This is a genomic window from Candidatus Melainabacteria bacterium (genome assembly GCA_003963305.1).
In the GTDB taxonomy this organism is placed as follows: domain Bacteria; phylum Cyanobacteriota; class Vampirovibrionia; order Obscuribacterales; family Obscuribacteraceae; genus PALSA-1081.
Genome location: RXJR01000032.1, coordinates 237473 through 258855 on the forward strand (window position 1 = coordinate 237473; position 21383 = coordinate 258855).

Annotated in this window: 20 protein-coding genes; 7 read left to right on the plus strand and 13 right to left on the minus strand. The window is 49.7% G+C overall.

Features of this window, described 5'->3' with window-relative positions; genetic code table 11:
* Window positions 1–25: 25 nt before the first annotated feature.
* Both EKK48_28865 and EKK48_28870 read right to left on the minus strand, forming a co-directional pair.
* Window positions 26–1153, minus strand: coding sequence for a tetratricopeptide repeat protein (locus EKK48_28865; protein ID RTL35693.1), 1128 nt, complete (start codon window positions 1151–1153; stop codon window positions 26–28).
* 135 nt (window positions 1154–1288) lie between these two features.
* Complete coding sequence (locus tag EKK48_28870) at window positions 1289–1525, minus strand: hypothetical protein (GenBank protein RTL35694.1); 237 nt, start codon at window positions 1523–1525, stop codon at window positions 1289–1291.
* Between the two features lie 482 nt (window positions 1526–2007).
* Between EKK48_28870 and EKK48_28875 the strand changes: the two genes are divergently transcribed.
* Complete coding sequence (locus tag EKK48_28875; GenBank protein ID RTL35695.1) at window positions 2008–2568, plus strand: hypothetical protein; 561 nt, start codon at window positions 2008–2010, stop codon at window positions 2566–2568.
* A gap of 40 nt (window positions 2569–2608) precedes the next feature.
* Here EKK48_28875 and EKK48_28880 read toward each other — a convergent pair whose 3' ends face one another.
* From EKK48_28880 to gap, 4 genes are all read right to left on the minus strand, one after another.
* The gene (locus EKK48_28880) at window positions 2609–3565 is read right to left on the minus strand and encodes a cation transporter (protein RTL35696.1); all 957 of its coding nucleotides are present in this window, start codon (window positions 3563–3565) and stop codon (window positions 2609–2611) included.
* Entirely contained in the window at window positions 3555–4673 is a 1119-nt protein-coding gene (locus tag EKK48_28885) for a tetratricopeptide repeat protein (protein RTL35697.1), read from the minus strand. The genes EKK48_28880 and EKK48_28885 overlap by 11 nt, the downstream gene beginning before the upstream one ends.
* A gap of 24 nt (window positions 4674–4697) precedes the next feature.
* Complete coding sequence (locus tag EKK48_28890; protein RTL35698.1) at window positions 4698–5921, minus strand: phosphoglycerate kinase; 1224 nt, start codon at window positions 5919–5921, stop codon at window positions 4698–4700.
* Window positions 5922–6011: 90 nt separating this feature from the next.
* A complete protein-coding gene (gap, locus tag EKK48_28895; protein ID RTL35699.1) occupies window positions 6012–7034 on the minus strand; it encodes a type I glyceraldehyde-3-phosphate dehydrogenase in 1023 nt (340 codons plus the stop codon).
* 371 nt (window positions 7035–7405) lie between these two features.
* On the opposite strand from gap, the gene EKK48_28900 reads away from it, so the two are divergent.
* From EKK48_28900 to EKK48_28915, 4 genes are all read left to right on the plus strand, one after another.
* On the plus strand, window positions 7406–7624 hold the full coding sequence (locus tag EKK48_28900; GenBank protein ID RTL35700.1) for a NifU family protein: 219 nt from the start codon (window positions 7406–7408) through the stop codon (window positions 7622–7624).
* A 149-nt stretch (window positions 7625–7773) separates the two neighbouring features.
* Window positions 7774–9402: a hypothetical protein gene (locus EKK48_28905; GenBank protein ID RTL35701.1), complete on the plus strand. Its 1629-nt coding sequence runs from the start codon at window positions 7774–7776 to the stop codon at window positions 9400–9402.
* A 92-nt stretch (window positions 9403–9494) separates the two neighbouring features.
* Window positions 9495–10793 carry a tetratricopeptide repeat protein gene (locus EKK48_28910; GenBank protein RTL35702.1) on the plus strand — a complete coding sequence of 433 codons (1299 nt, stop codon included), beginning with the start codon at window positions 9495–9497 and terminating at the stop codon, window positions 10791–10793.
* Between the two features lie 136 nt (window positions 10794–10929).
* Entirely contained in the window at window positions 10930–11301 is a 372-nt protein-coding gene (locus tag EKK48_28915) for a hypothetical protein (GenBank protein RTL35703.1), read from the plus strand.
* 4 nt (window positions 11302–11305) lie between these two features.
* Here the strand turns inward: EKK48_28915 and EKK48_28920 are convergent, their stop codons facing one another.
* The 3 genes from EKK48_28920 to EKK48_28930 form a co-directional block, all read right to left on the minus strand.
* Window positions 11306–12982: a hypothetical protein gene (locus tag EKK48_28920; protein ID RTL35704.1), complete on the minus strand. Its 1677-nt coding sequence runs from the start codon at window positions 12980–12982 to the stop codon at window positions 11306–11308.
* On the minus strand, window positions 12963–13667 hold the full coding sequence (locus tag EKK48_28925) for a hypothetical protein (GenBank protein RTL35705.1): 705 nt from the start codon (window positions 13665–13667) through the stop codon (window positions 12963–12965). Before EKK48_28925 ends, EKK48_28920 begins: the two co-directional genes overlap by 20 nt.
* Before the next feature lie 287 nt (window positions 13668–13954).
* A complete protein-coding gene (locus EKK48_28930) occupies window positions 13955–15049 on the minus strand; it encodes a GNAT family N-acetyltransferase (protein RTL35706.1) in 1095 nt (364 codons plus the stop codon).
* Window positions 15050–15331: 282 nt separating this feature from the next.
* On the opposite strand from EKK48_28930, the gene EKK48_28935 reads away from it, so the two are divergent.
* Together EKK48_28935 and EKK48_28940 are read left to right on the plus strand one after the other, a co-directional pair.
* Window positions 15332–16570: an MBOAT family protein gene (locus EKK48_28935; protein RTL35707.1), complete on the plus strand. Its 1239-nt coding sequence runs from the start codon at window positions 15332–15334 to the stop codon at window positions 16568–16570.
* Between the two features lie 197 nt (window positions 16571–16767).
* Window positions 16768–17781, plus strand: a complete 1014-nt coding sequence (locus EKK48_28940) for a hypothetical protein (protein ID RTL35708.1) — start codon at window positions 16768–16770, stop codon at window positions 17779–17781.
* A 196-nt stretch (window positions 17782–17977) separates the two neighbouring features.
* Here the strand turns inward: EKK48_28940 and EKK48_28945 are convergent, their stop codons facing one another.
* The 4 genes from EKK48_28945 to lnt form a co-directional block, all read right to left on the minus strand.
* On the minus strand, window positions 17978–18376 hold the full coding sequence (locus tag EKK48_28945; protein ID RTL35709.1) for a hypothetical protein: 399 nt from the start codon (window positions 18374–18376) through the stop codon (window positions 17978–17980).
* Window positions 18377–18485: 109 nt separating this feature from the next.
* A complete protein-coding gene (locus EKK48_28950) occupies window positions 18486–19235 on the minus strand; it encodes an enoyl-CoA hydratase/isomerase family protein (protein RTL35710.1) in 750 nt (249 codons plus the stop codon).
* 9 nt (window positions 19236–19244) lie between these two features.
* On the minus strand, window positions 19245–19724 hold the full coding sequence (locus EKK48_28955; GenBank protein RTL35711.1) for a DUF192 domain-containing protein: 480 nt from the start codon (window positions 19722–19724) through the stop codon (window positions 19245–19247).
* A complete protein-coding gene (gene lnt / locus EKK48_28960) occupies window positions 19721–21346 on the minus strand; it encodes an apolipoprotein N-acyltransferase (protein ID RTL35712.1) in 1626 nt (541 codons plus the stop codon). Before lnt ends, EKK48_28955 begins: the two co-directional genes overlap by 4 nt.
* Window positions 21347–21383 lie beyond the last annotated feature (37 nt).

Here is a 21383-nt window from a genome sequence, read left to right on the forward strand (position 1 = left end):
ATGCAGCATATTGAATTTGATCGGCTTATGTCAAGCCGCTTGAATTGTCGAAAGTCAAAAGATTTGCGGAACCGTCAGCTACTGGTCTCAGCCACATTCGCATGTCGGCGATTTCGGCTTTGCGATTCGTAATTAACAACAAGTTCTCGTAACACTCCAAACTCTCCAGCGAATCTGGATGAAATGGAAAATCTCGGGCCACGGCATAGGCGATCTCAAGAAATCGCTCGGCTTTTTCGCTTTGCCCAAGAGCTATGTACTCTTCAGCGATTGAGTTGAGCGTCTTCAATTCGAGCGAGGAAATTGCTCCCAGATGTTGAGCGGCAAGCAATAGGAACTTTGCACCAATGGTCTCTGCTGCGTCCAAATCTCCCTTGCGAAGCAACACCAGTGTCAAAGAACTCAAGCACGTCAATTCCGCCTGAATCTTTTGCACAGCAGGAAAAGCTTTCTGTAAGTCAGTTCGGTCCATAAGTTCTTTCGCCTTGAGCAAGCACTGCTCAGCGCCTGCCAGCTCATTCTGTTCAAGCTTCAAAGCAGCAATGGATAAATTTGCAAACGATAAAAACGCTAACGTCTTTGCGTCACCGCTGTGCAAAAATTTCATGCCCATCTCATAACGATCGCTTGCTTCCTGGAAAAGCCCTTGCCGTCTGAGCGCCCCCGCGAGGTTGAAGTACAGAATCGCTTTGTTGATTCGAGGGCTGCGTTCATTCTTTGCTGTACTTGCAAGAGCCTCTAAAAAATATGACTCAGCACTATCAAACTGACCTTGCAAAAGGCGCATTCTTCCAAGCTCTGCCAGCAAAAATGTGCGCACCCCACCGTGATTGAGATGCAGTCGCGTAATCAGATTAAGAGCACGCAAGTAAGCGCGATCCATCGCTTCATAGTCTTTTCCGACAATGTCCTTTTGCACGATGAACTGCACACAACTATGGATAAAAATCGGCAGCGAGAGATACGTCAGGAATGTGATGAAGGCAAAATACGGCAGAAGATAAACGGGGCTTGGGATAGTGAACAGCAGAGAGACAGCGCTGACCCACAAGCCGATAAAATACAGAGGAAACAAAACCCCGAATACCAGCGGTGCATAGACCTTGAAGCTCTGCGCCGGGGTTCTGGCTGGTAGATATCTTTGAGACCGCATACATAACAAGTATAGTCAAAACTATCAAAGAAAGGTCTCGAATAGCGCTTCTCCCTTGCAAATCAGAAGCTCGCCAATGCAAACAAAAAGCGAGCACCGTAAATGGTGCTCGCGGCGATGCTTGTGAAGACTGATTTACGCTGCTTGCAGCTGCACGTCGTAAATCAAACGAACGAAGTCATACTCAACGCGAATCGAGACAGTGTTCTCGGTAGCAAACTCGAGTCTGACGCGACCCAGGGTGCTTGTGCTGTACTCGCTCCAGTGCTCGGGTACCGAAACAATAACGTTTTCCGGACCCCACTCTTCAACGTAGGCTTTCAACACCTGGCACAATTTGTCTTCGTCTTTAGGATCCTGAAACATGCTCATTAAGTCCACCTGCGTTCCGTATAGTCGCTGCTGCTTTGTGGATTAATAGTATGAAAACGTGCACCGGGGGACAATTGGTGAGATTCCCACGCACTTCGTAATCCTCCCATGCGCACATTAAATGCGACCTCATGAAATAGCGAATCAGACATGCTTGCCTCCCGTACAGTGACTGAAGTTGCCTATTGAGCATGGTCCTTGCGAAAATTCATGGAGACTGAAGCAAGAACCTTCTGAATTCAGTTTGCCGCTCCTTTGTGAAAACGAGCGGTGCTATTCATTAGATGCTCGCCGAATGTTTGGTGCTGACTCGTTCATCTGAGATCGGAAACCTTCTTAGCTGCCGATTTGTCATATCTGCCGCGTTAGACGGTAATTGCTTAGATATGCGTTTGCTCCTATCCAGGAATTCTCTAATCTCGATCACCGGAATTTCCAAGTCACTCCGCATAAAAATGTAATGGTCAACCGAGGAGGAGATTATGAACACCCCGAGTTCGCTGGCTTCTGTTGCATGCTCTACATTTAGTCCCGATTACTTTGAATCTCATTTACTAACCGTATGCATGCATTTGCAATCTATTGGAAGGCTCAATGGTCTACTCAATTTGCAATGCTTTGATACTCAAGTCAGGACTGCCGCTTACAACTTATTTAAAGAATCAAGCAAACGCGAGCTTGAAATAATGACAAAATGCTACATCGAGGCGATCGCGACAAAAATGTTTTTCGGGCGACTTCTAGTAAGTCGTGTATCGGGAACATGGACTATCTACTGCCGACACGATGCGTTTTTCAGTTCATACAAGTTCCGGAGCCCTGGTTCAAGCGAGGAGCTTGAATTTCTCCGTTGCCTTGGCGTCTCAGAAAACCTCTTTTGGCAACTGGAAGATTTCGAATTCATCTTGCTGCCCCAGACAGTCTTTCCGCTGAGCTTCCTGACGAACTCATGCAAAGACGTCATCTACAATAGCAATAAAGATCAATTCACCCAGCCTGCGAGCAAGAGTTTACAACTGACTGCTCTTCCAAAAGCCGTATAAACATCAGGAAATGAGCTCAGACAGTAAAGCCCCAAGCGAATCAAGCGCTGCAGCTTTCCCCGGTACCCTTACAGGCAAGCTGTTCGACCTGAATGGTCGTGTGATGGAGGTCAAAGTCTTCATTGAGGATTTTTGTGACGTTGGTCAAAACTTCCTCAGCCGGCGCAGTACTATCGATGATGATGTGCCCTGACATCGCATCCAGCCCTGAAGTAATCGTCCAGACATGCATGTCGTGGATGCCCTGCACCCCCGGCACGGCTGTGATCGCCTCGCGCAGGCTCGACAGGTCGATATGGCCGGGCGTTCCTTCCATCAAAATGTTGATGCACTCAGAGAGCAAAAGCCAGGTGCGAGGAAGAATAGCCAGACCGATTATTCCGCTGATTATCGGATCTGCCAGATACCACCTGGTAAAAATGATGATCAGACTGGAGATGATAACGCCGACAGAAGCGAGCGAATCGCCCAGGATCTCCAGATAGGCGGCACGGGTATTAATAGATGCATCAGCGCTCTTCTTGAGCATTTTCAACGAGACAAGTTGCATAATCAGCCCAATTGCCGCTACAACGAGCACGGGAATACCATGCACCTCGGGCGGGCTGCTGAGCCGGCGATAGGCTTCGTACAGAACCACCAGAGAGAGCACGACCAGAGCCAGTGCATTGAAGAACCCAGCGAGAATTTCACTGCGATAATAGCCATAGGTTTTGCCAGGCGTTGCCGGTTTGCTCGCGAACCAGACGGCCAGCAAGCTGAGTACGAGAGCTGCGACGTCGCTTAACATATGTCCGGCGTCGGCAAACATAGCCAGACTGCCTGTGAAATAGCCTGTCACGCATTCGATCACCATATAGGTACCGGTCAAAGCAAGCACAGTGAGCATTCCCTTTTTGCTCTCGTTGCGCAGGTCATGGTGACTGTGACCGACGCCGTGGCTGTGACCAGCCCCGTGACTATGTCCATGTCCGTGACCGCCATGACTATGGACCATTGTTCACCGCTGCAGTTGTGGGGGAAGAGTACAGTCGCGCCATTGTGTTCGCATCCCGTGTCGTCAAATTTCGCCATTCGTCAGCGATTGTTGCAGAGTAAAACATCGCATCAGTGGGGTTAGCCGTGTGCCCAGTCAACCCTAGCACGTGTCCTATTTCGTGTAATGAGATTGTGCGAATTCTGTTGGGAGTGACAGTCATACCGGGCATCATCGGCACCGTCAGAATCTGAATAACGCCGTGTACTATGCCAAACCTGCTGCTCGTCAAACGGGTTTCGCCAGCCTCGGCTTTGTTGGCAAGCTTTGAAGGGTCGCTGGTCCACGTAACTTCGATATCGGCATTTGCAGGCACAGACTGAAACTGAAACTTCAACGCGCCGCCGGAGGCTTTTGCCCAGTCATCGAACGATTGCCGCAAAACAGCGTCGTATCGAGGCAGATAACCAGCCACTCTAACGGGCGGTCGGATAAAAACTCGAAGCAGCGTGTGGTCTGCCGGCCAGCGCAATGTGCCGCGTTTCGTCACTTCGGCGAGATAATCATCGGGCGACGCACTGGCTGGTGCGGTCGTGCCCAGACCCAGCGCGTCTGGCTTAGTAGTGCCTGCCGACTCGTTTTGCAGTCCTCTGATCAGGTTCGAGACCTGTGCGGCCTGCGCGCCACGAGGGAAGAGAGCCAGATATTGACGATAACATTTGATGGCATTGTCGACTTGACCGGAAGCTTGATATACACCACCCATACTAATCCAGCACTGATCCAGACTGGGTTTCAGCTTAATTGCAGCCTGGAATTGTTCGATAGACCCGGCTGGATTTCCTGACTTCGCCATGGCCAGACCGTAGTTATAGTGAGCCTCGGCGTAGTCAGGCGCCGTCTCAACGGCTTGCTTCAACTTGGCGCTCGCTTCCTGATATCGATTGGCGCGCAAAAGGTTGTTGCCATCTATAACGAGCAGTCCGGCTTCATAGAAGGCACGCGAAACGGGTTTGCCGTCCATCTCATATCGTTCACCGGTCTGCGATTTCGCTGCGCCTGCACCTGCCAGCAGCAGCGAAATCAGCAATAGTCCGGAAACGAATGGTTGGGCGGCGCGAGGGTTCATATCTACCCTAACTTTACCAAACTATCAGCGCGATGCTGTAGCCGGTGCAGCGGCATCAAGACACGCAACGCCGGGCAGTTCGAGCCCTTCGATGAATTCGAGCGAAGCTCCTCCGCCTGTGCTGACATGCGTCAACTTCTCGGGTTCTACGCCTTTAGCACCAAGGGCCGCTACGGAATCACCGCCGCCGACAATCGTCTTGACACCGCTGGCGGTGAGCTTAACGAGCGTATCGATGACGTGGTACGTCGCCTTCTCAAATCCTTTGGTTTCGAATACACCAAGTGGTCCGTTCCAGAGAATGGTTTTGCACTTAGAGAGTTCCTGGTCGATCAACTCGGAAGTTTTAGGACCGACATCAAGCCCCATCATATCGGCTGGAATATGGTCCACATCGACAGTGATACTTTCTGCGCCTTCTTTGATCTCTCTGGCGCAGACTACGTCGACTGGAAGCACGATGGTGACGCCTTTGGCTTTGGCCTTCTCGAGCAATTCACGACAGAAATCGACTTTGTCTTCTTCGACGAGCGACTTGCCGGTTTGCTTGCCCTGCGCTTTCAAGAAAGTGAAAGCCATCGCTCCGCCAATCACGATTACATCAGCTTTGCCAAGCAGGTTTTCCAGAACACCGATTTTGGAAGAGACCTTGGCGCCACCGATGATAGTGGCGAATGGTCTGACCGGGTTATCCAGCGCCTGCGACAGGTGGTGAATTTCCTTCTCCATCAAAAAGCCTGCCAGAGCCGGTTTGACGATGTGTGAAACGCCTTCGGTGCTGGCGTGCGCTCTGTGAGCAGTACCGAATGCATCGTTGACGTAGACATCACCGAGCGCACCCAGTTTCTTGACAAATTCTTTTTCGTTCTTCTCTTCTTCGGCATGGAAGCGGAGGTTTTCCAGCAAGCAGACTTCACCGTTCTTCAGTTCGTTTACAACTTTCTCTGCTTCATGGGCGATGCAATCTTTGGCAAAAGCGACTTTGGTCTTCAGCAGTTCACCCAGCTTCTCAGCTACTGGCTTGAGGCTGAGCTTATCGGAAGCGCCTTTAGGTCGGCCCAGATGCGACATCAGCACAACTTTTGCGTTTGCTTTGCGCAAAAAATCGATAGTCGGAATAGCAGCCTTGATCCGAGAATCATCAGCTACAGTGCAATCTTCATTCAACGGAACATTGAAGTCTACTCGCACCAGAACCCGCTTACCATCAAAAGTTGATGCTCCTGCTTGCGCAATTGTCTTTTTCATCACTTACTCCATCCAGAAAGTTGTATGAACGCTTCTGTTTAAAACACCTGCCTCTTGGTAGAAGCAGGTGTTTCACAGAACTGTTGTGGACTAGACTTTGACTGCCATCTTGTTGGCGACGATGCCGGCAAGTTCGACCAGTCTGTTGCTGTAGCCCCATTCGTTGTCGTACCAGGCCAATACTTTGACCATGCGGTTTTCGACAATCATTGTCAATTCAGCATCAACAATTGATGAGTGCTTGTTGCCACCAAAGTCAGACGATACCAGAGGCACGTCGGTAACTTGCAGCAAGTTCTTGAGAGCGCCACCAGCAGCTTCTTTCAAAGCCTGGTTAACAGCTTCGACTGTTACGTCTTTCTTGACGGTAACAACGAGGTCAACAATGCTTACGTTCGGGGTTGGAACGCGCATTGCAAAACCGTTCAGTTTGCCCTTCAGGTGAGGAAGAACAAGACCGATTGCTTTAGCTGCACCGGTGCTGGAAGGAATCATCGAGCAGGCAGCAGCACGAGCTCTGCGCATGTCAGAGTGAGCTGTGTCGAGCAGGCGCTGATCCAGCGTGTAGCTGTGGATTGTAGTCATCAAGCCATGATCGATGCCGAAAGCTTCGTCAATTACCTTTGCTACTGGAGCAAGGCAGTTGGTGGTGCATGATGCATTGGAGATGATGTTGTGCTTTTCAGGATCATAAAGTTTGTCGTTGACACCGATAACGATAGTGATGTCTTCGCCCTTTGCTGGAGCTGAAATCAACACTTTCTTGGCGCCGGCTGCGATGTGAGCTTTCGCTTTTTCAGCATCGGTAAATACGCCGCTGCATTCCAAAACGATGTCGATATTGAGCTTGCTCCATGGGCAATTGCCTGGTTCACGCTCTTTCGAAACATGAATGGTCTTTCCGTTGATGATCAACGAATCTTCGTTGTGATCGACTGAATGCTTCAGTTCACCTAGAACTGTGTCGTACTTCAGCAAGTGAGCTGAAGTTTTGATGTCTTGGAGAGGATCGTTGATTGCAACGATTTCTACGCCTTTGACTGGGTTTTCCAGATAGGCGCGCAAGGCATTACGCCCGATGCGGCCGAATCCATTGATAGCTATTCTCGCCATATTTGCTTTGAACTCCTCACGTATCTAAGTCTCTGCCTAGTTCTTTGCGCATAATGAACAATCTTGGACTGCCTTGAACGGCGCAAACAGGCGCAGGGCTCAGGTTCTTTCTTTGCCAACATAGAGGATAGTACTAAAGGACGGGTTTCTGCATATGTTTTATAGGGACTTAAGACTGTTGCAGACAAATCTTTAATTTTGCTGAACCGGAAGGGCACAAGCCGGGCATCAAGATACGCTTATAAAGTAGGCGTGACAGAGGAAAGGTTGCTGAACACTGCAGTTTGAGACAAGTCAAGCAGCTTGCTGCGCAGGCAATCCTGGGATAAGCTGGAATAAGGCACGCCACTTTAGAAGAAGAGGTTTTCACCATGCATGAACAAGTTGAAGCAGTCCTGGACAAGTTGCGTCCAATGCTGATGATGGACGGCGGCAACATTGAATTAGTGGATGTCAAAGACAATGAAGTCTATGTTCACCTTGTCGGCGCATGCGGCATGTGCCCGAGTTCCACGATGACCCTGAAAATGGGCGTCGAGCGCGCTTTGAAAGAAGCAATGCCGGAAATCATTCGCGTCGTAGCCGTCTGAGCCAGCAACAAAGGTCCATAAATGTATGAAAAGCCGAAGTACTCAGGTGCTTTGGCTTTTTTCATTCCCTCCACCGCTTGACTTCATGAGTTATCCACGAACTTCGGTCATTCTCGAGTCATAACCAGCCAGCAAGAGGCTCCCTTACTATGAAAAAGATCAGCGCAGTTTTGCTTGCCGCAACGTTGGCTTGTTCGGGCGGAGTCGGGGCTTCAGCACACGGACATGGCGGTGGAGGTGGGGGCATGCATATGTCGTCTTTCCATGCGGCACCGTCATTCCACTCCGCACCGTCATTTCATTCATTTTCGTCATTCCATTCAGCGCCATCGTTCCACTCGACTCCGTCATTCCACTCCAGTTCTTCATTCCATTCCAGTCCATCCTTTCATGCGATGCCGTCCTTCCATTCCAACTCTTTTGCCAGCCCTTCAAGCAGCTCTGGCAGTTTCGGTTTCGGCTCACGCCATTCGCGCACGCCAAATCAGCAGAACCTTGATGCGAATTCATCCTTTCACAACGAGTCCGGCTCGGGTTTCAATTTCGGCCATCACCACCACTCCACTGATATCAATTCACAGACTGGTATCAATAACGATACCGCTTCACCGCATCATGGAGGCTTTCTATTCTGGGGTCATCACCACAACAGTACACCCGTGATCGCACTGCCCGGCAGCGACCCAGGCAATGCCGGAGGTTCTGGAAACAACTATCACCAGGGCGGAAACTTCTGGGGTCATCATCACAACACTTACAATCCTGATGCGTTTGGCGACGGTTCACCAAATGCGGTTGCGTATGCGCATCACCATCATCAAAATCTGTATGACGTGAATATGTATCCATTGTCGATGACGCCCCCACCATCGAACTTTATTATCAACATGGCTCCGCCTCCGATTACACAGCCACTGCCAATTCGCTCACTTTCAATCACAAAATATTTCTACAGCCAGCCTCCACGACTCAATTACAACTACGGCTATTTTGGTGGCTATGGCTCCACATATGGTGGCTATGGATATCTGCCCACAAGAGCAATTGCATCTCTACTTTTTCGCTTGCTTTCGCTGATCGGGTTTGGCGGTTCCAATCAATACAATACAGCCCTTAATCCCAATAATTTCCTGGGTACATGGGGTCCGCAGTCATCACTGATGACGGGTGCGTTCGACAACACCAATGCGACGAATTTCGTCGACAACTACAGCAACTTTAACTACACAGGCGGCAATGTACAGCCATTTGCAAATCTGTTACCTGATGGAACACCGTATGGCGACAATGACCCACAGAACCTGTTATTACAGCAATCCAGCCAGACGCCTCCAGACCAACAAAACCTCGCCTCGCAAAATCAGAATCAGCAAAACTTCTCCCAGCAGAGTGGGAACTCGCAAGACTCTACTGAACAAAATCCCGACAGAATCAACCGTAACCTGCTGAGCATGGTCCCGCAGGGTCAGTACCTTCCGCCCGGTCTTGCAGGACAGGTAACGGACAACGTCGCCGCAGATTCTGAGCAACAAGTCGAGCTAAAAGCCACAGCATTACCTCTGCTGCCTGTTCCACTATTCAAGCAACCTATTTTCGACTACCATCACATCGGTGTGCTGGGCAGCGCTTTCACACACAACATCAAACTGCCCGCCGGCACTTATCGAGCTCCTGAAATTTTAGGTCTGATTTTTACTCATCAGTTCTGGGACGCCCCGGAACAACAACAGACTATCGACGAAGAGCAACAACCGCCAATTTTGACGCAGCAAAACTAATCCTGGGGCGGGTAGTCAAGACACGCGACCACAACTGAATCTAACGCTAAGTGGGTACATAAATACTACTGGACCCTTCAGCGGAAACTCGCATGACCTGGGAAGAGAGCATCAATCGTGGCACTCTGGCATTAGCTAGAGCTGATTATGCAACAGCAGAATGTGCTTTTAAAAGCGCACTGGCAACGGCTCAAGCCGAGTTCAGCCCGCACGACGAACGATTGCAGCAAACGTTCAGCTTTCTGGGGCAGACCTATTACAAACTTGGCGATCACGAGAAAGCCAAAAACTTTCTTGAACTGTCTACAAATGCCGACAGGGCGGAAGAAAACGATACTCTCAGACTAGCCGTCGATCATCTTTCACTGGCACAGATGGATTCAGCCAACGGTGAATCGTCTAATGCTCGAGACCACTTCCACAAAGCCATTGCAGTTTTGCAAACCGCCAAAACAACAAATTTCGAATACTCCTTTGATGCAACAAATGAACTCGAGCAACTCTTTAATGCAGCTTCGAAAAGAGAAAACGCTCAAACCAATGAGAGTTTCCGCGACTTGCTGCTAAAAGCCCAGGAAAATCATCGAGCCAGACCAAGAACGCAACAATACTTCGGCACTGAACCAAACTCCATTGTCGACGCATGGCAAAATCTTATGGAAAGCGGTCTTACGCTTGCACTGAATAAAGATTCAGAGTCGATAATCACTGCATTTCAAAATTTAAACAGCGCCCTTCGCATAGCCACAGCCATGTTTCCTGCTGACCATCAGTACATTGCAGACAGTCTCAGCTCGCTGGCGCTTGTGGCTGCGCAAATGGGTCTGGAAGAAGAAGCGGATGACTTATTCAGAGAAGCGTCGAGAATTTTCGAAAAAAACAAAGTCGATCCACTGAAAGTGGCGATGTTCAAAATGAATATGGCCAACTTTTACACAGACCAGTTCGATCATCAAGCCGCGATTCAGGCACTCTCGGAGGCTGCGGAACTTGTAGAGCAATTGGATGCACAGGAAAACGAAAACAGCAGCTTTGTCGATGGTATGTCCAGTTCATTCTTCGTACTGATGCAGAAAGCTGATATTCATCGCAACGCCAGGGATATGATACGGCGCGGCATCGAGCTGGAAGAAAACGACAGACTCGAACAGGCCGACTACTATTACCGAAACAGCATCGAACTGCTTCAAAAGATTTTCGGCGATATGCACCTGGAAGTTTCAAGCATTTTGCGCTTCAGAGCTCACATTTTGAAGAAGCTTGGAGACAAAAAAGAAGCAGCCATCGCTGATGCTCGGGCACAGGAAATCGAAGATGAAATCGGCAAGAGAGCAGAGCAATTGGAACAACTGAAGGCGAATTTGCCCGCCATTCGCTACAGTCACTTTTAGCAACAACAGCAACCTATTTTCAGCCAAATTCTTACTAATTGATTAGCTATAAGCGATCGTTCGTCCGGCTGATCTATAGTCGCATCATAGGGATGCCAAGAAGAAGAAGAAGAAAAAAAATTGGAGAATAGAAGTTATGAATCCGCTTAGAGCTTTGTTTCTGAGCCTAGCAAAAATGCCACCAACACTAATGCTGCTAATCATCATCGGTTTGGCTGTGATAATAACCATGAGCGTAACAAACACGATCGGCAACGAAGAATCGACCCGACGCGAAATCACACCAGGATCTGTCGACCCCAGTCAAAAACAGAAGAATGTCGTGTATACGCTCACCTACATTCCAGCCGGTGCAAAGATCGAACAGAAGCAAGTGGCTATGCGTTCGATGAATGAATTAGATGCCTATGACGATGCGGAAGTTTCGCTTGCAAGCGTACTGGGAGCAACGCCCTCGAAACCGATACCAGCGCACGTTCAACTCAGAAAAAGCGACTTCGCTCCGTAATCAACTAAAGCCCCGCCTCGGGCTGCAGTCCGTCTCGAGCTTTATTTAGAACCGCCATCTGTTCTTGTAAAACACTTCGTAGCCGTTTATGTTTTGGAAGCTTATGCCATCTAACTTCCGAGATAACCTCCCGACGCAAGGTTTCTTCCGCCGCGATAGTCATACCAACACCATATGCGATACCACCACCGCCGAAAGTTTCGAACCGCTTCTCGACTTTCTTAGGATACTGATAAGCGCCAACCAGAGTTTCAATTCCGTTTGCACATTTAGTGATACCACCGGCAAAAGCGCCAAAATCACCGACAACGCGACCGACAGTACCTTTGGGAACCTGAGGACGCATGGAAAAGTGTTGAGCCAGAACCTTTCCCTGAACTTCGTAGGTTGAAACGTGATGAGCGATTTCGAGATTTTTCTGACACGCAGGCAAATTGCAAAAGTTCTGCAGATCCGAATCAAACTTATTGACGATAGCATCTCTTGCATCAAAAGAAATTTCGGAAGTAAGTGGATGCCCCGCTTTCCGCGCGGCATGCAGACCAGCGCGGCGAATCAACTCAGGAGCGACCGCATTCATTGGTCCGGTTACGCTGTCACCCACACCGCCCGGCCAGAGGTATTTTGGAATTTTATCTTGTATAGTCACGATTGTGTTCGATAGAGTACCAGCACCGCCGAGGATATTGCTGGCGCCCACGTACTCGTACTGAAAGAAGCGAGCTGCACGGACCGAACGAGCGCGAATGTAAGCTTCCTCCAGATCGTCAGCACAACAATTGCGAATCTGCTGCAAAATCTGCGTCTCTTTCATAAGAGCTTGCTTCACTTCCGGATCCGGCTCAGCCTCTACCAGTTTGGCTCGCTGTCGAATCAATTCATCAATCGCTGCCAGACTCTCCCGAGCATGACTCAAATATGACTTCACATCGAGTCCGATTTTCTTTTCGTGCCATTGAATGCGCAAGTCATTCGCGGCTTCCCCCGCACAACCCGCCAGGATAATTGCATAAGCGATAACCCGGAGCCACGATGAGTTAACGAAGAGATTTTTTGGAGCTTTGGCAGTGTTATTGCGGTACTGAAGACGTGTGCAACCATTGATATAAGATCCAATCGCGGTCAAAACTTGATTTGAAAAAGCATACGAAAACCAGCGCCGTTCCCGCCATTGGTTAAGAGGAGCAGTCTGCAGTTTGAGGTTGGTCGACATTTGCAGGAGTTCCAACTGTTTATCAACCGCTCGTGCAGTTATGCGATTAATTTCGCTGGCTTGTGTGATTGGCGGTACAGCAGCGATAGCAACGACACTTTCAGTGGTGCCAGAGCCGGCAAAGGCACTTCTATCGGCACTGCTACCGGCCCTTTCACCGGCAGCGCTATCAGCACTGACACCGAACTTTTCACCTGCACTGCTATCAGAACTGCCACCAGACTTTTCACCGACACTGCTACCAGTGCTGCCATCAGACTTTTCACCGACACTGCTACCAGTGCTGCCACCGGACTTTTCGCCGACACTACCAGCGCTGCTACCAGACTGTAACCGGGCGCCTGCATAGAAATCCGTACTAACTGGTATTTCAGAATTCTCAGCCCACACGGGCACCTGCAGCAAAACCACCAGAATGGCAGTGATCGCGGCACAAGCGCGTTTAAGATTAGGGCGTGTCGAATCCATTCTTTTTGACGAAATCCTGCAGGGCGGTCAGTTGCTTACTTTTGAGATTCACTGAATAAGTGTTGCTATGCATCCGAAAGGGAATTAAAAATGTTTTCTGCTTGCTTGACAGAACTTTTTCTCCATTATCTTGATCGTAAGTCTTGCAAATTACTTTGATTGACATTGATAGCGGTATCAAGGCGCTGGAGCTGCTAGAGCGTTGCTTTCCTAAAACGAACTTTGCCTCTTCGACCATTGAAGCCCCAGCCGATTTAGCGTTGTACAGAGTCGGCACATCTTTGACCAACTCCACCAGCCGATTCTTAACGAGCGCGACAGGAGTAAGGGCGCAATAGTTTTCGCTGGAATTGAAATGACTGTTTTCAATAACGAGAGCGTCGTTGTCACTCTTATAACGCAAGACTGGATTATCGGTAAACCCGCAAAACCGGTCGGTTGCCACATCTACTGCATCCATTAAGATTGGCTTGCCGGAGACTGTACGAAAAAATGCCAGGACGACGACTTGCCCGCCAATGCGGGAACTCTCTTCCGTTGCATTGTATGTGGCGAGCAGGGCAATAGCTGGTTTACCGCCAACCAAAATTTGCCGGGCCTGGGCATCTACAAATTCTGCCTTTCCTGTATAACCCGGATCTGGCTCATCTGCTGACTGATCAAGCACTCTAAATGGCTTTGTCATCTCGACTACCTTGTTGGCTGTGATACCAGGGGTGATGCAGCTCACAAGTGGTTCAGTCGCTATTGCTGAATGATGCTTTTGACGTGCTGACGAAACAATTTTCGCTTTGGCATGCTTTCCAGCATTAGTGACAGCCGGAGAGCTACCGGAGTTTCCCGGGAGAGCACTCGCTCCATTAGGAACTTGCACCGAAGCCAATGTTGTTGCAAGCAGCAACAAAACAAACTTTTGAAAACCGTGGCGATTCTGCGGGATCTTGTAAGCGAAATTCACGGCGAATCAGTGATCTAAAATCTCTCGGTAGTAAACGCTTTTGGAAGTGCGCCGGCTTTTACAATCGGCCAGTCAGTTGGAAGCTCGTCCCAGAATCCTGTCACCAGTTGAACTAGCTGACCCGGAGTCAGTCCTTCTTCGTTGTTCTGACACATCACTCCGAGCGGGTCGCGCATTCCCACGTCTTTCAACGACATGTTGATAGCTTTTTCGAATGCCTCAAGATTGACAACACGAGCCAATTGCCCCGTGTGCAAACGAATCGTATTGGTTTGATCTATCAATCCTAATTTCAACAACCGTTCAGGAGTTGAATCCAACCACTCAACGGTCTTGTACTGCCGCCGCATATTTGCAAATACAGCCAGACCATCTTTGAATGCTTGATCGTCGAGGTAAACCCACTCAGCAACGACGAGCTTGTCTTTCTGCACCGAACGGCTCAAATCTAGAATCATGTAACCGTTTTGATGGACCAGTAACTTCCAGACAAAATCCGGACCATAAATACTTGCCAGCCGCTGCCAGCGCTTCTCCGACCGTCGAATGCCAAGATGTCCGCCTGTCAACCATTGCTCTCGCAAAGCGGCCGCCTTCTCATGACGGTTGGAAGGCGCGATCGTATACGCGTCGGCGCTGCCCAAGCCAGCGAGACCGACAAAATGGTCCAAATTGAGCTCTATAGTGTAATGCCAGTCGGAAACGGCCCAGCCCATCGACTCGTAAAAGGAGGGACGCGCCGCTCCCAGCATAGAGAGCGGAATTTTTCGGCGATGGGCGCTTTTCAAACACTCTGTCAAAAGTGCGTTGACCAGACCCTTGCCTCTCCGAGTGGGCGAGCTGGCTACACCGGCAACGCCCAGACAAGGTACCCATTTGCCGAAAAAGCGCACCTCGAAATCGTGCATGCCGACGACGGCGCCGAGCTCGTCACCGATATAGGCACCCAATACCGAATCCAGTTCGCTCTCTGCATAGTCTCGCCAGAACGCCCGCCGCAAATCACCAAATGACAAGACCCAAATATCTACAGCCTCGTCCAATTTGGCACGTGGAATCGGCTTGATTGAAAAGGGAAGGTTTTGGCGTGCGTCCACCAGAGATGTCATACAGTCGTTCGTCCTTAGCCTGCGGGCTCATCATAGCCCATACAGAACATCTTCAGACCTGGCTCAGCAAAAAAATTTGGCAAACCTGACGACGCCGCTCTCTGCAAAAAATGGCACCAACCATTTCCACACAATGCCAACGCATCAATAAAGTCGACATCAGCAGAGTAATACAGGAGCCGAACCTGACACTTAAACTCAACAGAAACAAAACGCACCAATAAAGTCGACAAAGCGACGTCCTTAATTTGACAGCAATGCCGATCTCGATGTCTAATCCAAGTGTCTAAGCAACAGCAAAAAATAGTTCATCCAATGATCTTCTCGACCTATTGGTTCCTTACGGCGCTGTCAATTTTCTTAATTTGCTACGCGGTATCAGAGCCAAAGCTCCGCGTCATTTTGCTGCTTGCCTTTTGCATCATTTTTCATACTCACTTCGCCGGTTCAGCTGGAGTGATGCCAATAATCGGACTCGGCGCGGCTACTTACTTTCTAGCCAGGTCGCAGGACAAGCGCGCACAAACCCTCGGAATAGTCGTCTGCTGTCTGGCGCTGATATTCTACAAGTATTCTCACTTCATCTGTCGAGACTTACTTGGTGCAATTGGCACTGCTCAGGCAAAGCAACTAGATGCATGGCTCGACAATATCTTGCCTGCCACAGCCCCTCTGGCAATTAGCTTTTTTGTATTTGAGTTTGTGCACTACTTGTGGGAACGACGACAAGGCAAGCCAATCATTGAAAAGCCGCTCGACTTCGTTCACTTTGCTCTCTTTTTCCCGTCTCTTGTTGCTGGACCAATCAAAAGATACGAACAGTTCCTGCCCTCGCTTACAGCCGGCACCAGAAACACAAGCGCTCTGGATTTTTCTCAAGGTCTGGCGCAAGTAGCAGCAGGATTTTTCAAAAAGATCGTTCTGGCAGACAACTTGACCCTGTCTATAAACGCCGTAACGCCGGAGTTTAGCGCCATATCGCAGCCAGAGCGCTGGATCTTTCTGCTTGCACTGAGCTTGAGAATCTACTTCGATTTCAGCGGATACAGCGATATCGCAATTGGTATCGCCAGAATGATGGGCATCGATTTACCGATGAATTTCAACTGGCCCTACACAGCCCGCAACATCCAAGAATTCTGGCATCGGTGGCATATATCACTGAGCTCATGGGTGCGCGACTACATCTATATTCCACTGGGCGGATCGAGACGCGGAGCACTACGAACAATCTGGAATGGTATCTTCGCCTTTGCCCTGTGCGGCATGTGGCACGGCGCCGCATGGAACTTTCTCTGTTGGGGTCTGTACCATGGATTCGGTTTGGCGGTGGCGACCAATTACCGAGATTCACTCGGCAAAATTGGAACTACCATCGGATGGATGTTCGACCGCATTCCGTTTGCCGCACGCGCTACCACTTTCGGCTATGTAAGTTTCGGCTGGTTGCTCTTCTTTTATCCGCTTGCCCAGGCTTTTCAAATGTGCAAACTATTGTTTTCCGGAGCAACGGTTCAATAATATGTGGATTCAATAATATGTGGACGACGCTCCGCAAAATTTTGATGCCAAAAGTTTTCTTCGTTGGTATTTTTGCGGGCTTAGTAGCATGCAGCGCGGCTGGCAGGTACTGCGCCGCCAGAAATCCATTCGAAAACTTTCGGCGCTTTCACCGTGCATTGAGTGCAGAAACCTGCTTTTACGCTACGGTATCACAAATGGTGGCAATGATAAAAGAAGGATTGGCTGAGGGCAAAACAGTGATCGTCATAGGTGGAAACTCGATTGCCGAAGGCCGAGGACAGGGTAAAGATCTCTGGACAGTAGATCTGCAAGGGAGATTAGGACCAACCTACAGAGTTCTGAATCTAGCTCAACCAGGAATGCCTGCTCTAACCGGACCTTACGTAGCTTTCCTGAGTTTGGCCCCAAAAAACAGAAATCTATATTATGTTGCCGTCACACAACCGTTGTACACGAATGGTCCCGAAACTCCATGGGCCGGATATTCCTACTGGTGGGACGCCTATTACAAAGGGCTGCTTCCCTATTTCCCTCACCTGAGCGAGGCAATCGACGAACGAATTAAGATTGAAACATCTAGTCAGAGAGCCGAAAGAGAAGAGTGTCAGCTGGAGGAATTTTTAGACTCAATTTTTTATTTCCAGGATCTATGGTCCACAATCGCCTACAAATCATTCTTCACTGTCTGGACAGAATTTACCGCTCCAACATTTCTAGCACCTAGAAAAGAATATCCAGATGAGGATCCACCCCCGATTCCCATTGAAACTCGTTTTAACGCTTTCAACAGAGACGAAGAACTTCACGAGATAACCAGAAACTTCAAATTCATATTTGAATTCAACCAGACGACTAATAACTGGCAGTTTTCAAAACGCACTCTAGATTGGTTCAAGCAATCCATAGCAAACAGCGTGCCTGATCAGCTTCGATCGCAGGTCCTAATGATCGACGTCAGAAGAAATCCTCTGATCATGTCGCGCACCGTAACCGAGGACGAATTGTCTCGGTCCGACAAGGTTTCGGAAAAGAGCAAAATAATTTGGGAGGCAGCCGGCGTTTCCGCCATTTACGCGGGCAAAGACTTTCAAGTGAATGACTACCTGGACGGGTGTCACTTATCGCCCTCGGGCGGTGCGAAACTCAGTGCTGCAGTGGCTTCCAAGCTTGCGGATATGCAGCGCAGCAACAGCCTGCGCAGATTTTAAATGGACTCCCCTTCAATCGAACTCAGGTCATGAAAAGCAGAATTTTGAATGGATGTATCTCGCTGCTACTGGGCATCGCTATCGGAATATTTTTCCACTACCTGCTGTATCGGCTCTCACTGCCGCGAGAACCGTTTATATACGCGAATTTCTGAATGCGCACGAAACCTGAGCGCATCACACGTCCAAACAGCGACTATGGTGCGACGAATCCGAAAACGGAAAGTATATTGCCGTCAGGATCTGCAAACTCAATGGACATGCCGACTTTGTCCGGTCCCGGCTCACAGACCTGCACGGGTCCCTTGAGCAGCTTGACTCCGGCAGCTTTGAGAGCGTCTACGGTGCCGTGGAAGTCTTCAACACTGAAAACAGGCATGGGCTGTCCGTAACCGCTCTTGGCAGTAATAGGTTCACCGGCGCTGTGGAGACAAAATGTGGTGGCACCGGTCTCGAATTCGACCCAACCGCCATCATCCAGTTTAAGTGTCATGCCCAGTGTATCTCTATAAAATGGGATGGACGCTTGAGCGTCTTTGACGTAAACAATCACATAACCAAGAGTCGAGATTTTGACGTTAGTTTTCACAGGCATGAACAGCCCCTCCACAGGTTCGAACTCTAAGGTTACTGCATTCACCCCATCGAAACATGAAACGCAAGCGTTGGAGCGATTTTGAACGATTTATCCAGACGGGCGATAATCAGGTCGGGCGCTTACGCTTCACTTTGTCTTGAAATGTTTCGCTTATAAAAGCCGAGACAACTTCTCTGTCGTTTTCTTCCGGGCAGAGCGGTTGTTCGCACATAATGCGATTAATAGCCTGCTTGCACGAGGCAATAGAAAACGGCACGTTCGTAGTGATCCGCTTGGCTAAGCCATCTGCAGTCGACCGCAGATTCGACAGCGGCACAACATTGTTTATCAAGCCGATACGATGCGCTTCAGCACTGTTGATCGAATCACCAGTGAGTAAAAGCTTTTTGGCATTTGCCGGACCAACAAGCGTAACCAGGCGCATCATCGTCGTATCATCGAGAGTCAGACCCAACCAGGCGACGGGAACAGCAAACATCGATTCTTCAGAGGCTACACGCAGATCACAGGCTGTCGCCAGCAAGCAGCCGCCGCCAAAACAGACCCCGTGAATCATCGCTATTGTGGGAACATCGAATTTCCATACAGCATGCAAACAATCGCGAATCGCATGCCAGAGGTCGCTGGCTTCTTCATAAGTCTTCAGCTGTGCGGCTTCTGCCGTGTTCGCTCCCGACGAAAAGTCATCTCCCTCGCCGTGGATAATAATGCAACGCGCACCCGCGTTCTGCAGTGCCGCCATCGCCTGCGGTATCGCCAGCCACATCTCTTTACTGATCGCATTATGCTGTTCCGGGCGGTTCAGCCTGATGTAACCAATGTGCTTATCGACGCTCGTTTCTAAACCTGATGACAAAGAAACTCCTTATTTCGGCATGTCGAACGTTACAGGGTCGCCAACCTTGACGTTGTGTCGCTTGGAATATCCGGCCGCCAACTCGACCACTTCAGAAACCTCGATACCGGCACCGGCTGGGTATGTCGGGCAGTCGCGTTCATTTTGCGCTCGGCACGGTGGCACATTTTCAAAAATCTTGATGATCTTGCCGTTCTTGATGAAAAGCATGTCAAGCGAGATAAAACAATGTGCCATCCAAAAATTGACAGGGCGCGGAGGGTTGAAAATAAAGACCATGCCCTGATCTTCAGGAAGAGATGTGCGATACATCAAGCCCCGTTCGATCTCCTGCTCGGTCTGCGCAACTTCTAGCTTGACTGTATTATTAGCGCCAATTTTTCCTGTCGGCATCTTTGCCTCAACTGCCTCAGATCCAGGTGAAAACAAAGCCGCAGCGACAATCGTCGCCGGAAGTGCAAGTCGATACCACAGATTGCTTCGTTTCATAACCACCACATTTTACTGAAAGGAGTTTGTCCGTAGAGAAATTGTACCGTGTCTATAAGTGAGCCACGCTTGCCGGGATAGGAAACGCTGGTGACAACTCCAGTCGGGTCGATTACAGCAGATATTCCGGTGTTCGTTGCCAACACCACAAAGCGTCCGTTTTCAACAGCTCGCATGACAGCAGCGGCGAGTATCTGCCGGTTCAGAAAGGACTGATGGAACCAACCTAAATTGGAGACATTTACTAGCAGATTGGCGCCGTGGCGCACTTCGTTGGAAACAAGATGCGGATAAATCAATTCGACACAGATCGAAACTCCGATACCGCCCCAGATGCTGCGCAAAGGACGAGCCGATTTGGACTTCAAAAACACTTCCGGACTCAGAGGCAACCGCTCGTTGATAGTCTGACCGAGTGGACCAAGAGGGGCGAACTCTCCAAATGGAACTAATCGCTGCTTGACGTAGAGGTTATCTCTGTTGGTTGTGCCGATCAGCCGAGCACCGTTGACGAGCCCGTTGCGCATCGCTTCAATCGAGCCGACTATTATCTCTTTCTTTTCATGCGCGGCAACTCCTTTCAAACGCCCGGCAAGATTGCCGGGTGTCATCTGATCTGAGTTGAGAAGACCCTCTGGCAGAGCGATAATCGGCACACCAAGATTAGTTGCCAGTTTGGAATATCGATTCGCCACCTCAACCGGTTTTGAAGTCTTCAACCTGTCTTCTTCGATGGTGACATTGCCCTGCAATATCGCAACTGGAATCACAGGCGTCTGTTTGTAGAAGTTAGATTCCGCTCCGGGTCTCGTCGATAAAGCACTCTCCTGAATTTGCTCCGTGCCCCAGTTGGTAGCAGCCAGCACCACCATCAGTACCACGAGCGCATCAACCCAACAGCCGGCTTTTGGTGAAATCTGATCGACGCGTTCCTGCAGTTTCTGCGCCGCGCCACTGAACTCGAGGAATATCTCGGCGAGAACACAGTTAGACAAAATCAACAGGAAATCAATCAATCCACTTCCACCCAGCTTGGCGATCTGGATCAGTGGCATCTGATGCGATTGAGAGTACGCAAGCTGATTTACAGGCATGCCGACAAAAAACTCAGACGTTCCGATTACCCATTGGAAGAACACCCAGAGAATCGGAACACTCAAGAGATATGGGAAAAACGGACGTTTGAAATGAGGGAAATATCCGGCTCGCAGCGGCAGGCAATAGACCAGCAGAGAGAAGACACCAATCAACAAAGCTTCGTGAATCGATTCCAGTGCCCAGACGAGCCCTGCCGCTTGCACCCCCAGCCAGTCGTCAAGACCAAGCCACCGCAACGGAAACAAACCGAGGTACCAGCTCAAAGAGACAAGGTAGAAACCGATGCCGAATGCTATTCCTGTCAAAAAAGCTTCCATGCGCGTCGCACAACCACGCAACAGCACCAGAAGTGGTGCCACACCGATCCAGGCCAGCCACCACTGATCGAATCCCGGGCTGCTCAAACCGAGCAGGCAACCGAAGGCGAAAGCAAAGGGAATTTTTTCGAACGACGAAAAACGCTGTAGCCAGGCCACAGAAGTTGTAGGCCCGAGATTCTCGACTAAGATCTCACTACTTTGCATTGAAGTCGCTCATGATGCCAGAGACAATGTTACACTT

Excerpts from the sequence above, each read along its gene's own strand:
- EKK48_28940 (RTL35708.1), top strand. The coding sequence starts at position 16,768 with ATGGTGGCAATGATAAAAGAAGGATTGGCTGAGGGCAAAACAGTGATC.
- EKK48_28865 (RTL35693.1), bottom strand. The coding sequence starts at position 1,153 with ATGCGGTCTCAAAGATATCTACCAGCCAGAACCCCGGCGCAGAGCTTC.
- EKK48_28955 (RTL35711.1), bottom strand. The coding sequence starts at position 19,724 with ATGAAACGAAGCAATCTGTGGTATCGACTTGCACTTCCGGCGACGATT.
- EKK48_28905 (RTL35701.1), top strand. The coding sequence starts at position 7,774 with ATGAAAAAGATCAGCGCAGTTTTGCTTGCCGCAACGTTGGCTTGTTCG.
- EKK48_28890 (RTL35698.1), bottom strand. The coding sequence starts at position 5,921 with ATGAAAAAGACAATTGCGCAAGCAGGAGCATCAACTTTTGATGGTAAG.
- EKK48_28875 (RTL35695.1), top strand. The coding sequence starts at position 2,008 with ATGAACACCCCGAGTTCGCTGGCTTCTGTTGCATGCTCTACATTTAGT.
- EKK48_28910 (RTL35702.1), top strand. The coding sequence starts at position 9,495 with ATGACCTGGGAAGAGAGCATCAATCGTGGCACTCTGGCATTAGCTAGA.
- EKK48_28880 (RTL35696.1), bottom strand. The coding sequence starts at position 3,565 with ATGGTCCATAGTCATGGCGGTCACGGACATGGACATAGTCACGGGGCT.
- EKK48_28945 (RTL35709.1), bottom strand. The coding sequence starts at position 18,376 with ATGCCTGTGAAAACTAACGTCAAAATCTCGACTCTTGGTTATGTGATT.
- EKK48_28925 (RTL35705.1), bottom strand. The coding sequence starts at position 13,667 with ATGACAAAGCCATTTAGAGTGCTTGATCAGTCAGCAGATGAGCCAGAT.
- EKK48_28900 (RTL35700.1), top strand. The coding sequence starts at position 7,406 with ATGCATGAACAAGTTGAAGCAGTCCTGGACAAGTTGCGTCCAATGCTG.
- EKK48_28915 (RTL35703.1), top strand. The coding sequence starts at position 10,930 with ATGAATCCGCTTAGAGCTTTGTTTCTGAGCCTAGCAAAAATGCCACCA.
- gap (RTL35699.1), bottom strand. The coding sequence starts at position 7,034 with ATGGCGAGAATAGCTATCAATGGATTCGGCCGCATCGGGCGTAATGCC.
- EKK48_28920 (RTL35704.1), bottom strand. The coding sequence starts at position 12,982 with ATGGATTCGACACGCCCTAATCTTAAACGCGCTTGTGCCGCGATCACT.
- EKK48_28930 (RTL35706.1), bottom strand. The coding sequence starts at position 15,049 with ATGACATCTCTGGTGGACGCACGCCAAAACCTTCCCTTTTCAATCAAG.
- EKK48_28885 (RTL35697.1), bottom strand. The coding sequence starts at position 4,673 with ATGAACCCTCGCGCCGCCCAACCATTCGTTTCCGGACTATTGCTGATT.
- EKK48_28870 (RTL35694.1), bottom strand. The coding sequence starts at position 1,525 with ATGAGCATGTTTCAGGATCCTAAAGACGAAGACAAATTGTGCCAGGTG.
- lnt (RTL35712.1), bottom strand. The coding sequence starts at position 21,346 with ATGCAAAGTAGTGAGATCTTAGTCGAGAATCTCGGGCCTACAACTTCT.